The organism is Croceicoccus mobilis, from assembly GCF_001661965.1.
In the GTDB taxonomy this organism is placed as follows: domain Bacteria; phylum Pseudomonadota; class Alphaproteobacteria; order Sphingomonadales; family Sphingomonadaceae; genus Croceicoccus; species Croceicoccus mobilis.
Genome location: NZ_LYWZ01000031.1, coordinates 21,180 through 33,382 on the forward strand (window position 1 = coordinate 21,180; position 12,203 = coordinate 33,382).

The following is a 12,203-nucleotide window of genomic DNA, read 5'->3' on the forward strand; positions in this document are numbered from 1 at the left end:
CAACAGCTAAGAGCTGAAGGTTAGCAATCGTGTCTCGATGAATCGTTGTTTCTAACCGTGTAGCCGATCTCGACCAGCCCGGCGGCGCAAGCTCCGGTGGGCTGGCTATGGCCATGGGTAACGCCCTGAAAGAAAGCGGTGGCATTTGGCTGGGCTGGAGCGGTCAATCGGCCGAGGAAGATGGCGCCCCGCAGTTTTCTAAAGTCGGAAATATCACGCTCGCACGGATCGACCTGTCGCGTCAGAACGTCGAGGAATATTACAATGGCTATGCCAATCGCACGCTTTGGCCGCTGTTTCATCACCGTATCGACCTCACCGCCTACGAACAGTCGTTTCGGGACGCTTATCTCGACGTAAACCGCAGCTTTGCGCGTGCTATTCGTTCACTCGTCGAACCTGGCGATGTGATCTGGGTACAGGACTATCACCTGATACCGCTTGGGCGAGAATTGAGAGCGCTGGGCGTCAAGAACCGCATCGGTTTCTTCCTCCATATCCCTTGGCCAGCGCGCGAACTTTTTGTCACTCTCCCTCAGCACGAAGATCTTGTCTGGTCGCTATTCGGCTATGATCTGGTCGGCTTTCAGTCCAATAAGGACCTTGCCGCCTTTACCGATTACGTCGCGACCGAACTTAATGTTGAGCCGTCGGGAAATGGACTGATCGATCATTTCGGTCGCAGGCTTCGCGCCCGCGCCTATCCTATAAGCATCAATCCTGCAGAAATGGTGGAACTGGGTGAAAGCGAGGCGGCTGCGCGAATTGAAGCTACACTTCGCGGACGAGCAATCGGGCAGAAGATCATACTCGGCGTGGACCGGATCGATTATTCCAAGGGCCTGCCGCAGAAATTCGCGGCTTTTGAACGCTTTCTCGAGCGATTCCCGGAGCGTCACGGCACGGTCAACCTATTGCAGATCGGGCAACCGAGCCGCGGATTGGTCGAAGAATATCGCAACCTTGGCGATGAACTTGCGGCAGAGGCAGGCCGGATCAACGGGCGGCATGGAATGCTCGACTGGACGCCGCTGAGCTATCATACGCAGTCCTATGGACGCGATGCGCTGACCGGGATCTACCGGGCCGCAGATGCGTGCATCGTAACAAGTCTGCGCGACGGAATGAACCTTGTCGCCAAGGAATTCGTTGCTGCCCAAGCAGCTGACGATCCGGGCGTTCTGATCCTTTCACGCTTTACCGGCGCAGCCGAGCAACTTTGCGAAGCGTTGCTCATCAATCCCTATGACAAGGAGCAATGCGCTGAAGTTTTCGGCGAAGCCCTGGACATGCCGCGCGAGGAGCGTGTGGCCCGATGGAAGGAGTTAAAAGCCCATATCGAAGAAAATAGCCTAACCGATTGGCAGCAACGCTTTACCCACGACTTACGCGCTACGGAAAACGAAGCTGCGAGAAATAGTGCCTTTGCGTTCTAGGCGACGCTTTCGGAAATGCGTCGCAACATGTGACGGCCCAAGGGCGGATCAGAAGCGTTTTTGGTATCAGCTTCATAGCCGAAGCATTTTTGATGGCCAGCATTGACGACAGCGCCTTCATAAGCCTTGTTGCCGTTACGGATCGCAACCTGGCTTTCGCACATTGGTAGATCGAGAAAGGCGAATATCCGCCGCCTCTGCTCCAACGGATCGGCGACCAGATCTTCGTAGCGCACGATTAGCCAGCAATGGATATTAGCCAGATCTTCTTCGACCTGACGGTGCGCTTCGTTCCAGTGGTCTATGATGGCCGAATCTCCGACATCACTCCACTTGCGCATGGCCGCCGCCACGAATTCAGGGCGGCGCAGGACTACGATGAACTGCGATAAGGGGAACAGCGATTGATACAGCCGCATACGGGTCAGATTGACGGGTGATTTCTCGACCCTCCAAGGCTTCGACGGGTCAAACCAGTGCGACCAATCCGCCTCCAGCCTTTGGCGCGTTGCCAGAGTATCGAACGGTGAGCCTTCAACGAAATGTTGCGCCGGGTCGGTGGCGAAATGCACCGGAACTCCATGACGCGCCGTATGAGGAATAGCACCCTGCAGATACGCGCCTTCGTTTTCAGGAACGGGCGCGTTTTCGATCCCGGAAATATCGGGATGTTCCTGCAGCAGGCGCGCCACAAGACTGGTTCCGGACCGGTGCAGGCCGCCAACGAAGACATAGCGGTGAGGCAGGCTCATGCGGCGCGGGCACCATCGGCAGCGCGAAAGGCAGAGGCTGCACTGATGGCGCGGCAATATTCGCGCACATAGCCCTCGACCATGGTTTGCGTGCAGAAAAACTTCAGAGCGCGCGCGCGTGCATGTCCGTGGTCCAAGCTGGGCGGATCGGCCATGGCGCGGGCCAAGGCATCGACATCACCCGGAGCGATCAATGCACCGCAATCGCCGACGACTTCCGCCATGGCCCCGCGTTCAAAGGCGATGACCGGGATGTCGCAGGCAAGTGCCTCTGCCGCCACAAGCCCGAAAGGCTCCTCCCACATCGGCGTTACGCATAGCGCCCGCGCCCGTGCCACGATGTCACGCAATTCGCCGCCCTGACGATGGCCCAGATAGCGTATATTCTTGCCAAGCAGCGGAGCGACCTCTTGTTCGAAATAGATCTCGTTCTCGATCGATCCGACCAGATCCAGCTTTACGCCTGCCTGCATTGCTGCCCGTACAGCCTGGGCTGTACCCTTATTCGGCGTGATCCGACCGGTCCAGACGAGAGCTCCATCGCCGCGCCCCACTTGAGGCCGCCAGAAATCGCAGTCGATCCCATTATGAACGACCGCCATGTTCGAAGGACATTCGTCGAACCAGAGCGGCAACTGCGATTGCGACGTGACCGTCTGGCGTACATGACCGACGCCAACGGCTTTGTGCACTGCTTCACGCATCTTGCCAAACGGGGGAACATGCTGAGACGTAACCAGTGGCACGCCCTCAACTACCGCGGTCGTGATAAGTTCGGGATATAGTGAGTTATTGTGCACGGCATCGAAGCTACGTGCCCTGATATGGTCCCAGGCCTTTTCGAAAGCATGGCGTTGATAGGCGTCGAGCCGCTCGGTTCCGCGCCATTGCGCCCATGGCAGCACATCCTCATAAGGAGCGTCGCAGATTGGAACGATCTCGCAATCGGCGCGACTGCCTTCGGGCGCGAAAAGCACCGGTTCGTGCCCTGCGGACAGCAGCCCGTCGCATAGCGAAGCGCAATGCGCTTCCATCCCGCCCATGAAAGGCGGCGCTATGGCATGCCGGATATGGCTGATGACCGCGATCTTCATTGGGTTATGACCTCGCGATCACGGCTGTCGAAATTGTCGATGGCGGCCATGGCATCAGTTCCCGGCCCGCGCTCTTCCTTTGAGATGACAGAGAAGGACGCATCGTTCTCCAGCGTCACCCACGCCACCTTGTCCAGATCCGTGATGCCAGCCTTCCTGACGGCGGCCAGAACTTCGCGCCGCGATATGCGCTCGCGTTTCATCGCCTCGTCGATGAAGCGCCCCTCGTCGATGAGCATTGTCGGGGTTGCCTTGACCGCGTTCGACACGAGGTCGGACCGGCGCACCAGAGCGGTCAGCGCATATTGCATCGCCAACAGCAGGCCGATGGCAAAACCGCCTTCGGCGAGCGTTATATTCTTCAAAATAATGGTCGATGCCGCGATGGAGCCAAGCGCAACCGTCACGATCCAGTCGAAATTGTTCATTTGCGAAGTGGAGCGTTTGCCAGATACGCGAATGAACAGGATGATGAGGAGATAGAGCACCGGCGCGGTAATCGCGATCCGGATCAGCGGCTCCCAGTTTTCCGGAAAGAGGATTGGCTTCATCGCTGGGTCATGCGCCTATTGCGGGCCGGCATCGGAAATCGCGGCATTGCCTGATTTGAGGTCTTTTGCGGGATAATCTTCTGGCGATACCGCGTCCTGTTTGCGCATTTCATTATAGAGCTGACTATTGCGTGACGGATTGTCGCTGGCAGGAATGTCGGCGGGGTCCTTGTCGGGCTTTCCTTCGCTCTTCTCGGTCGGCTTCTTGTCGGTCATGGTCAGTTCCCTTTCGTTACGCGGGGCGGCGGTCTTAATTGGCAACGCGGGGGTCTCTCACTCGATCCTGTAATCGATCGGTTTGAAGCTACCCCCGTTGCTGGCATAGGCAGAGCAGGCGGTCAGCCCGATGATCAGATCCTCCTCGGCTCGAAGCGAGATACTGTCCCCCGCCTTACTGGGCGGCGGCTCGACACTGATCGCGCCGTCAGCTGCGACTGGCACGTTCATGAAACAGTTGAAGGCGACCGGTATGTCGTCTTCCACCACGCCCCACGGCGCCAATGCCTCGGCCAGATTGCCGAAGCAGCCACGGTGGACAGGCTTGTCCGGATAGAAATGGCGGAACGTCGCCTTGCTGCATGGGGTCAGCAGGAAATCATGGCAGCCGACGCTATCGGCGGTGATGGTGAGCAAGCGCCGCGAGCGGTTCGACCACAAGGTATTGCCGGTCGTCAGCCTCAGCGTCTCCTCATAATCGAACGTGCGCCCGTTCGAGATAACTTCGCGCACATCCTTCGCAGCAAAGGCGAGAAGGTCAGCGACCTGGCAGCCATCGGGATCGATGACGGTCAGAGTCTGGCCCTTAGAAAGGCCGAAAGCTACGCCAGAGCGCGGGGCGATGCGAACCGGATTGCTCATGCATCGCCCCCTGCGGCTCGCCCTGTAGCGCGCTTATCGCGGAACGGGCATTCCCACTCGCCCTTGATCAGGCGACCCGAATATTGCTGCGCCTCGCTTGCCTCGCCGTGGCGAGCCAGCATCGGATTGGTCGAACCGGCCAGCTCGACATCGCGTGAGAGGATTGTTTCGCGAATTTTTTCATAGCGTTGCTGTTCGCGCAGCTTTTCGAACTGGTCGTGGAGGTTGAAAACCATCACCGGCCGGTCAAAACGGCGCGCAGGTCGGCTGGCGCGCGGATGCATGCCTACGACAAAAAACGCTTCCCCGCCAAAGCTCAGCGAAAAATGGGGATCGTCGGGATCGGAGCTGACACGCTCGTCATAAGGCTGCTCCAGCCAGGCATCCTTGTCGGCCAGAGACTGGATACGCTCCCACATGCGCGCCTCGAACTGCGTTTCGTCCAGTTCTTCGTCTTCAGCAAAGACAAAGGCTAGTGAACGGAACAGGCCCGGATCGTCCTGATACGCATAGGACCATTCAAGCAGCTTGCGATGCATGCGCACATCGTCCCACGCGCTGGTAATCGTGCGGCAGACGACGATATTGAGCGTACCTTTCGACAATGCACTTTTCGCGCCGACGCATGGAAAGGACTTGTCGCGAATAAAATCGCTGAATCTTTCGGCCCATTCGGTACCGAAATCCGGATCGCTGTTCATCGGGCACCTTCCCCCGCGCAAATGGTTAATGGTCGCGCGCTTGGCATTCCAACCGATAGGCGGAAGATTGTTTCCAGACCGATGAAATTATCACAGCTTAATAAATATTAGCTTTGGAACAAATCATTAATCCCAGATTTAATCCGCATCGGTAAACTGGGAGATCGCAACTTGCACATCATGGCCATTGCATTGGGCGGCTGCCTGCGCGCGCCGCCGGTTGAATATGGCATTACCGAGGATACGGGCGGCCATATCACCTATGTCCTCGGTGCAATGGAGGCTTTGGCCCGGCGCGAGGATGTATCCCATGCCGAAATCGTGACTCGGCTTATCGAGGATCGGCAGCTGGGCCCCTCCTATGCGAAAGCGCGCGAGCGAACCCAAAGCGGCGTGACCATCACTCGCATTGACAGCGGAAACCGCGCCTATCTGTCGAAAGAAGCGCTGGCGAGCGACTTGCCAGCTTTCAAAACGGCGTTTCTCGCCGAACTGCGGAGGCGCAAAGTGCGCCCCGATATCATTCACGCCCATTTTGCCGATGCCGCTGAGATCGCACGCGCCGCGCGGGACGAATTCGGTATTCCATTCATCTACACCGCGCATTCGCTGGGCCTCGACAAGGGCGATAGCGACCGACCAGAACACAGGGAACGCATTGCAGCCGAAAGCCGGGCGATGGCTACTGCGGACGCGATTATCGCTTCGTCGCGTGATGAATGCGAACGCCAGATCCCCGCCTATTCAGCCGCGAAACCGGGCCGGATCCATCGTGTTGTTCCCGGCGCCGGCCATGCCCCCGCTAGCGATGCCGAGACCGATGGCGCCCGGGAGCTTATCACGCCTTTTTTGCGTTATCTGGAACGCCCTATCGTCCTTGCCATAGCTCGCGCCGTCCATAAGAAGAACCTTGTCACCTTGGTTGAAGCCTTCGCCGGATGCCCCGGTTTGCGCGACAAGGCCAATCTGGTTGTCGTCGCCGGTCTACGCCGTTCTGTCGCACAGGGAGAGCGTGAGCAGCAGGAAGTCATGGCCGGGATTGTAGATGCCATTGACCGTCACGATCTGCACGGATCGGTGGCATGGCCCCGCCGTCATTCACAGGCCGATATTGCAGGGCTCTACGCTCTTGCCAGGAAAGGCGGCGGTGTCTTCGTCAATCCAGCGCGCATCGAACCCTACGGCCTCACGCTGGTCGAAGCGGCCGCACATGGCGTACCGGTGGTTGCCACCCGTCAGGGAGGCCCGGTCGATATCGTTGCCGAGCTGGAGCATGGCTTGCTGGTCGATCCCCACGATACCGACGACATCGGACGAGCCATCATGCGCCTGCTCGACGACCGGGACCTTTGGCAAAAATGCTCGTGGGCAGGTTTTGAAAACGCCTCGACGATGGACTGGAATGCCTACGCACGCGATTTCCTGGCTATCGCGCAGGATATCACGGCGACGCGGCGCCCAAGCTTGCCAGAACGGATGAGGGGTGTGAAATCGCCCGCGCTTGAGCGACCAACTGGGGTCGAAACGCTCATTCTGAGCGATATCGACAATACGCTGACTGGATGCCCATGTGGCGCCGGGGCGCTGCGCCGCTGGCTGCGACCGCAGCAGCAGATTGCCTTTGGCATCGCGACCGGACGATCCCTGCACGAGGCCATGCGGATCTTGCGGCAGTGGGAGTTTGAAACGCCCGAGGTGCTTATCACCGATGTCGGGTCGGGCGTCTGGTGGCGCGGCCAGCACGGGCTGGACCGTGACGAGGCCTATGACCGCCATATCGCGGCAGGCTGGACGCCGCAGCGTGTTCTTCGCCAGCTGCGTGGGATGGCCGGGTTAAGCCTGCAGCGCGAAATCGACCAATCGCCATTCAAGCTATCCTTCACCGTTTCCGGGCCGGACGTCGCGCGAGCCGTAAGAGAAAAACTGGCGAAGCATGGCCTCGCGGCGAAGGTTGTTTTCAGCCATGGCGACATGCTCGACATTCTGCCTATCCGTGCTGGAAAGGCTGGTGCGATGAAACATGTAGCCCGCGTGCTGGGCCTGCCTTTGCAGCAGGTGATCGCCATCGGCGACAGCGGAAACGATCTCGACATGCTGACCGAATGCCCCAATGCCGTTCTGGTCGGCAACCACGATGCCGAACTCAGTGCGCTGGCTACGAGCGGGGGCGCATATGTTGCCCGCAGCCACCATGCCGGCGGAGCATTGGAAGGCATCTTGCATTCGCTTTCCGCCGCCCGCCCGTCCCGGCCTGCGGACGACCCGCCAATATCGGTCGATAGCAATGTAAGGACCGCAGCGTGAACGGCGGTTCAAGGAGCGGAGGCCCAATCGGCATTTTCGTCCATCACCAAGGGCGCGGCCATGCCAACCGGGCAGCAGCCATCGCCAATGCGCTTGAAGGCAAGAGAGAGGTCAGGCTCTTCACCGCCCGAACCGACATATTCCCGCCCCTTGGCGACCATGTAGCAATAGACGCTATCCCCTCACTTTTCGAACCGACCGGATTGGAGCCGCCGCGCCTTTCGGCTGTCGCCACTCCAGACACATTGCATTGTGCCCCGTTGGGATGGCCCGGTATTCGTAAAGCGGTGGCGACCTTAACCGAATGGTTCGATGCCGCATCGCCAGCTTTGTTTGTCACCGATGTTTCGGCAGAGCTTGGTCAGCTCGCGCGCATCGCATCTGTCCCGCATGTGGCTGTATTGCAGCACGGTGACCGGTCCGATCCGGGTCACATGGCCAGCTATGACGCTGCGGTCGGGTTACTTGCCCCCTATGACCGCGCGCTGGAGCAGGACGACAGGCCGGAACATTTACGGGCAAAGACCCATTATGCGCCAGGTGTCGGCGTAGGAGCCGGCTCGACCATCTCGCGCGAAGATGCGCGAATTGCCCTTGGTATCGCGCGGGAAGTCGATCTCGTGCTTGTACTGGCGGGCGGCGGAGGACAGGGCACGCCCACCGCGCCGCTGACCATCGGCGCACGGGCAGAGCCGGGCAGCCGCTGGATCGTCATCGGCGAGACTTTCAGCGAATGGCACGAAACGCCGCCTGGCAATCTCGAGCTGAAGGGCTGGGTCGATAATGCCGCGCTCTGGATTGCGGCGGCGGATCGCATCGTGTCGAGCTGCGGCAATACCACGGTGCACCAGATCGCGGCGGCCGGAAGGCCGTGGATCGTAATCCCCGAATGGCGCTATTTCGGCGAACAATACGCAAAGGCGGAAGCGTTAGGGCGTGCCGGTGTGTGCGCCACGCAGCCTGTCTGGCCGGCGCAGGCGGCGGATTGGGCACGGCTGTGGAGAGAGGCGCATAACATCGATCCAGAGAACCAACGCGCCCTGGTCGATCCCGGCGCAGCCGCTGGCGCTGCGCAATGGCTCGACGATCTGGCAACCCGACTGTGGGCCGGATCCGGCATCGTCACTTCAGAGGACAAGGCACTCGTTTCGTGAACCATATTTCCGTTTGCACATTGGCCCATGGGCGTGCCGATCACCTTGCTAATCTCGTACGCGGGCTGGCGGCCAGCCACTGGCCTGTCGACGAGCTGGTCATCTCTGTCCTGCAGGATGAGGATTACGACCTGCCACCTGCTCCGTTTCCGATCCGCCAGCTGCGTCTTTCGGAGACGATGCTGTGCCTTGCCCGCGCACGCAATCTGGCGGCGCTGGCTGCGACAGGTAGCTTGCTCGTCTTCCTCGATGTGGATTGCATCCCGCATCCTTCCCTGCTGGGCGATTACGCTGCTGCATCACGCGTCCACAGCGGCGTGTTGATGGGAGAAGTCGGCTATCTGCCCAAGGGCGCTACCGACACCGGTATCGACTTTACGCAATTTGAAACCCTTGCCGTACGACATGCCGACAGGCCAGGACCTCCCCTTGGCTTTTCACAAAGCTGCCGCGACTACCGCTGCTTCTGGTCGCTGAATTTTGCCATGTCAGCCGCGGATTTCGCGAAAAGCGGCGGGTTTGATGAAGGCTATAGCGGCTATGGCGGGGAAGACACCGATTTCGGACGGGTTTGCACCCATGCAGGATTGGATATGTGGTGGGTGAAAGGTGCGAAAGCCTATCACCAGTATCACCCTCACCACATGCCGCCTGTCCATCACATCGACAGCGTGATCGCCAACGCGGAATATTTCCGCGGCAAATGGGGTGAGCCGACCATGCAGCACTGGCTGCGGGCGTTTCGCTTGATGGGCTTGGCCGAACCGGGACCAAACGGCTGGCAACGCATCCGTGATGTTCAGGCCGATGACCTGGATCTGACAAGACAGCAAGCCGATCAGCCATATGCCAGTTCAAGTGCTGTCCTGACGCTTCTCGAAAGCAGGGAGCTGAGCAGAACCTAGCTTCTCGGCCTTAAGCCGAACCTCCAGATGATCGAAAAAATCGAGCTGTGATCCGAAGATCCGACCGCGACGTTTCCGCTTTTCAAGTTGCTCTGGCGTTTACCTACACGATATAGAGTCGCTGCAAACGGCAGTCTCACCATCGTGTGAGCGCAGTCCTTTTGCGACCCTTTGCCGACGAGTGGCCAAGTCCTGTGCCGAACTCGCCCGACAAGGTGTTGAAAACGGCATCCATGGTGGCCGATGACGCAGCCCATTTGGCGTCGTTGCTTCGGCAATCACCGTATCCAGGCCATTGATCGAGCGAATCAAGAGACGGTTCGCACGGGTCCATAGGTTTTTCGGAACCCAAACAGTCTGAAAGCATCATCTTTATATGAGATGGCGCGAAAGATGCTGCCGTCGCTGATTGCTGCGGCCTAGCCTGAATGGAGCATCCGCCATCGGCTTCAAAGGAGGAGATGATGGCCAATACAGCCGACCGACTCATGGATGAAATTCAAAGTCCTACCGCGAACGAAGGTGTGAAGAGAAAAGCCCGCGATGAAGGGCATAATCTGATTGCTTCCGACCGCGTAGAAGGAACAGCGGTCTATCGCCCAAATGGCGACAAGATCGGCAAGGTCCACCACATGATGATCGGCAAGCGCAGCGGGCTTGTCGAATATGTCATCATGAACTTCGGTGGCTTTCTCGGTTTGGGGGAGGAACACCGACCGATCCCATGGGACGCCTTGGACTATGACCCAAAGCTGGGCGGATATGTCGTGTCTGCCGTAGATGATGTCTTACAGAACAGCCCGCTGTACACTGAGGAGAACGAACCAGATTGGGATCGAGAGTATGGAACCTATGTGTTCGGCTATTGGGGCGTTCCATATATGTAGGTCGAAGCCTTCGATATATGAGTGCTAGGCACTTAACATCGCCGTATGAATTGGCTGGCCTAGGCAGTCCCACCGCTCTGGTCAGCCAACTTTGCCCCAGTTTCGAGACATCAGGTTCCTTTGCCATGAAAAGCAGTCATGACGAAGAGGTTCAAACGATAGGAGAAGCGGTTCTCACCCGTTCAGTTTCCACACCCCGGTTCCCCCTACATCTCGATCAATGGTGCAGAGCAGCGACACTCCGTCCCAAAGTTCAGCATGCTGCGCGCTTTTGTTCGTGCTCAACAAATTGAGCGCACCGGCGGCATCCTGGCTTTCGAACTGGATAACGCGTTCTGCGTTGCCGCCCGTACCGGCAATTTTGAGAGTGTATGTGTGCATAGGTCGGATCCCCTCGACCAGAAAAAGGGCGATGTCAGACCAGAAGGGACCGACTCGGCGTCCAAGAACCGATGCACTTACTGATACAGCATTGATGCCACTGACGCAGTGTCAAAGGTTATAAGCAGCGTCGCTAGATTTTCCAAATCTGCGAGCGTGCAAACCTATGACGCCAATCCTTTTTCTGCGATGGGCTTATTCCCCTCCCACAGCCATGCCCAGCGACCGAAGCTTTCGCGGTCCATCCGCTCCTTCGCTCTTTCTACATTGGCAGCTTGGAAGGTTAGATGCTTTGTTGCCCCCATGCCGTCCGACATCTTCAACCGATAGGAATGCAAACTGTTGCTCTCACTATGGAATTTCAGAGCGAACGCCTGTCTGCCTATTTGTTTCCCGGAACCCTTCAGGCGGCCATCATCCGCTGCGTTCAAGGCGCGATGATCGACCAGGCTAAGGCCAAGTTCACGATCAGCAGCAGCCCGAAAAATGCAGCGGCCCCGATACTGGTTTTCTTCGAAGGCCTTCTTGTCACTCGCTGACCTTCCCGTTCTGGCTCCGCCTCCATGATCGAGCGGACGGTAGGGGAATGGTAACGATGCTCTTCAGACATTCAGTATCCATGCCTAGAAACCCTTTCCTGAAGGTTTAGGGCCGAAAGAATTGGCGTTATTCGAAGGGTCGATTTCAATGAGTTACGCATCCGGCTATCGGCAGAACGCAGCCGATGAACGATACGCCGCCTCACGCGCCACCATGCCTCACATTAAGGACAAGCATCTCAAGGCGGCTAGTCGTTGGGACGCGCTGGCAGACGAACTGAGCCGCCAATTCTCGGTCGGTTGAAACGCGGGCGCTAAAGCAAAGATTAGGAAGCTTCTGACAGAAGCGGTTTTACCGGGTGCCCCGGTTGTGCCGCATCACACTTCGGCACCTAAGGATTGGCTGGCTTGAGCAGTTCGAATGTTCAGGTCAGCCAGTTCATGCTGGCTGCGTGTGCGCGCCACGCTTGAGCACTACGTCTCCACGCTCGCTTAAAATCTCGACGCATTCGAAGTGCCCGAAATTGACGGTGTCCCTCGCGATCAGTTGGGCTTCCGCCAATGAGCCCGTCCAGGCTGCATCAACGACGGGCTTATCATCGCGATAAAAAATGACCCGATAGGTCATGGTGGCTTCTCCC

16 protein-coding genes are annotated in these 12,203 nt (G+C 58.4%); 7 read left to right on the top strand and 9 right to left on the bottom strand.

The window, feature by feature from the left end; all coding sequences use genetic code 11:
- The first annotated feature begins 41 nt into the window (after positions 1–41).
- On the top strand, positions 42–1,436 hold the full coding sequence (locus A9D13_RS19680; RefSeq protein WP_229665579.1) for an alpha,alpha-trehalose-phosphate synthase (UDP-forming): 1,395 nt from the start codon (positions 42–44) through the stop codon (positions 1,434–1,436).
- Here A9D13_RS19680 and A9D13_RS19685 read toward each other — a convergent pair.
- From A9D13_RS19685 to gntA, 6 genes are read right to left on the bottom strand one after another with little or no spacing between them, the layout of a single operon-like run.
- Positions 1,433–2,188 (bottom strand): sulfotransferase family protein, encoded by a 756-nt coding sequence (locus A9D13_RS19685; protein ID WP_066777964.1) that lies wholly within the window; start codon positions 2,186–2,188, stop codon positions 1,433–1,435. The two genes, A9D13_RS19680 and A9D13_RS19685, sit on opposite strands and share 4 nt — an antisense overlap.
- Positions 2,185–3,282, bottom strand: coding sequence for a glycosyltransferase (locus A9D13_RS19690; protein WP_066777968.1), 1,098 nt, complete (start codon positions 3,280–3,282; stop codon positions 2,185–2,187). Before A9D13_RS19690 ends, A9D13_RS19685 begins: the two co-directional genes overlap by 4 nt.
- Positions 3,279–3,833 carry a DUF421 domain-containing protein gene (locus tag A9D13_RS19695; RefSeq protein ID WP_066777971.1) on the bottom strand — a complete coding sequence of 185 codons (555 nt, stop codon included), beginning with the start codon at positions 3,831–3,833 and terminating at the stop codon, positions 3,279–3,281. The genes A9D13_RS19690 and A9D13_RS19695 overlap by 4 nt, the downstream gene beginning before the upstream one ends.
- A 15-nt stretch (positions 3,834–3,848) precedes the next feature.
- A complete protein-coding gene (locus tag A9D13_RS19700) occupies positions 3,849–4,049 on the bottom strand; it encodes a hypothetical protein (protein ID WP_066777974.1) in 201 nt (66 codons plus the stop codon).
- A 57-nt stretch (positions 4,050–4,106) separates the two neighbouring features.
- Entirely contained in the window at positions 4,107–4,691 is a 585-nt protein-coding gene (locus A9D13_RS19705) for a DUF1989 domain-containing protein (RefSeq protein WP_066777991.1), read from the bottom strand.
- The gene (gene gntA / locus A9D13_RS19710; RefSeq protein WP_066777993.1) at positions 4,688–5,392 is read right to left on the bottom strand and encodes a guanitoxin biosynthesis heme-dependent pre-guanitoxin N-hydroxylase GntA; all 705 of its coding nucleotides are present in this window, start codon (positions 5,390–5,392) and stop codon (positions 4,688–4,690) included. The genes A9D13_RS19705 and gntA overlap by 4 nt, the downstream gene beginning before the upstream one ends.
- 180 nt (positions 5,393–5,572) lie before the next feature.
- Between gntA and A9D13_RS19715 the strand changes: the two genes are divergently transcribed.
- Positions 5,573–7,696, top strand: coding sequence for an HAD-IIB family hydrolase (locus A9D13_RS19715; protein WP_229665580.1), 2,124 nt, complete (start codon positions 5,573–5,575; stop codon positions 7,694–7,696).
- Between the two features lie 8 nt (positions 7,697–7,704).
- Here the strand turns inward: A9D13_RS19715 and A9D13_RS21210 are convergent, their stop codons facing one another.
- Entirely contained in the window at positions 7,705–7,857 is a 153-nt protein-coding gene (locus tag A9D13_RS21210) for a hypothetical protein (protein ID WP_229665574.1), read from the bottom strand.
- A 126-nt stretch (positions 7,858–7,983) separates the two neighbouring features.
- Here A9D13_RS21210 and A9D13_RS19720 point away from each other — a divergent pair, with 126 nt between their 5' ends.
- The 3 genes from A9D13_RS19720 to A9D13_RS19730 all read left to right on the top strand — a co-directional run bounded on the left by A9D13_RS19720 (position 7,984) and on the right by A9D13_RS19730 (position 10,642).
- A complete protein-coding gene (locus A9D13_RS19720; RefSeq protein ID WP_229665575.1) occupies positions 7,984–8,850 on the top strand; it encodes a glycosyltransferase in 867 nt (288 codons plus the stop codon).
- Complete coding sequence (locus A9D13_RS19725; protein ID WP_066778005.1) at positions 8,847–9,755, top strand: glycosyltransferase family 2 protein; 909 nt, start codon at positions 8,847–8,849, stop codon at positions 9,753–9,755. Before A9D13_RS19720 ends, A9D13_RS19725 begins: the two co-directional genes overlap by 4 nt.
- A gap of 464 nt (positions 9,756–10,219) precedes the next feature.
- Positions 10,220–10,642 carry a PRC-barrel domain-containing protein gene (locus tag A9D13_RS19730; RefSeq protein ID WP_229665576.1) on the top strand — a complete coding sequence of 141 codons (423 nt, stop codon included), beginning with the start codon at positions 10,220–10,222 and terminating at the stop codon, positions 10,640–10,642.
- Between the two features lie 174 nt (positions 10,643–10,816).
- Here A9D13_RS19730 and A9D13_RS19735 read toward each other — a convergent pair whose 3' ends face one another.
- Positions 10,817–11,023 (bottom strand): hypothetical protein, encoded by a 207-nt coding sequence (locus A9D13_RS19735; protein ID WP_066778008.1) that lies wholly within the window; start codon positions 11,021–11,023, stop codon positions 10,817–10,819.
- 332 nt (positions 11,024–11,355) lie between these two features.
- On the opposite strand from A9D13_RS19735, the gene A9D13_RS19740 reads away from it, so the two are divergent.
- Both A9D13_RS19740 and A9D13_RS20745 read left to right on the top strand, forming a co-directional pair.
- Positions 11,356–11,562, top strand: coding sequence for a hypothetical protein (locus A9D13_RS19740; RefSeq protein WP_156522209.1), 207 nt, complete (start codon positions 11,356–11,358; stop codon positions 11,560–11,562).
- Positions 11,563–11,710: 148 nt separating this feature from the next.
- On the top strand, positions 11,711–11,866 hold the full coding sequence (locus A9D13_RS20745) for a hypothetical protein (protein ID WP_156522210.1): 156 nt from the start codon (positions 11,711–11,713) through the stop codon (positions 11,864–11,866).
- 135 nt (positions 11,867–12,001) lie between these two features.
- Here the strand turns inward: A9D13_RS20745 and A9D13_RS19745 are convergent, their stop codons facing one another.
- Entirely contained in the window at positions 12,002–12,190 is a 189-nt protein-coding gene (locus A9D13_RS19745) for a hypothetical protein (protein ID WP_066778014.1), read from the bottom strand.
- Positions 12,191–12,203 lie beyond the last annotated feature (13 nt).

Excerpts from the sequence above, each read along its gene's own strand:
- A9D13_RS19685 (WP_066777964.1), bottom strand. The coding sequence starts at position 2,188 with ATGAGCCTGCCTCACCGCTATGTCTTCGTTGGCGGCCTGCACCGGTCC.
- A9D13_RS19690 (WP_066777968.1), bottom strand. The coding sequence starts at position 3,282 with ATGAAGATCGCGGTCATCAGCCATATCCGGCATGCCATAGCGCCGCCT.
- A9D13_RS19695 (WP_066777971.1), bottom strand. The coding sequence starts at position 3,833 with ATGAAGCCAATCCTCTTTCCGGAAAACTGGGAGCCGCTGATCCGGATC.
- A9D13_RS19700 (WP_066777974.1), bottom strand. The coding sequence starts at position 4,049 with ATGACCGACAAGAAGCCGACCGAGAAGAGCGAAGGAAAGCCCGACAAG.
- A9D13_RS19705 (WP_066777991.1), bottom strand. The coding sequence starts at position 4,691 with ATGAGCAATCCGGTTCGCATCGCCCCGCGCTCTGGCGTAGCTTTCGGC.
- gntA (WP_066777993.1), bottom strand. The coding sequence starts at position 5,392 with ATGAACAGCGATCCGGATTTCGGTACCGAATGGGCCGAAAGATTCAGC.
- A9D13_RS19715 (WP_229665580.1), top strand. The coding sequence starts at position 5,573 with ATGGCCATTGCATTGGGCGGCTGCCTGCGCGCGCCGCCGGTTGAATAT.
- A9D13_RS21210 (WP_229665574.1), bottom strand. The coding sequence starts at position 7,857 with ATGGTCGCCAAGGGGCGGGAATATGTCGGTTCGGGCGGTGAAGAGCCT.
- A9D13_RS19730 (WP_229665576.1), top strand. The coding sequence starts at position 10,220 with ATGGCCAATACAGCCGACCGACTCATGGATGAAATTCAAAGTCCTACC.
- A9D13_RS19735 (WP_066778008.1), bottom strand. The coding sequence starts at position 11,023 with ATGCACACATACACTCTCAAAATTGCCGGTACGGGCGGCAACGCAGAA.
- A9D13_RS19740 (WP_156522209.1), top strand. The coding sequence starts at position 11,356 with ATGCAAACTGTTGCTCTCACTATGGAATTTCAGAGCGAACGCCTGTCT.
- A9D13_RS20745 (WP_156522210.1), top strand. The coding sequence starts at position 11,711 with ATGAGTTACGCATCCGGCTATCGGCAGAACGCAGCCGATGAACGATAC.
- A9D13_RS19745 (WP_066778014.1), bottom strand. The coding sequence starts at position 12,190 with ATGACCTATCGGGTCATTTTTTATCGCGATGATAAGCCCGTCGTTGAT.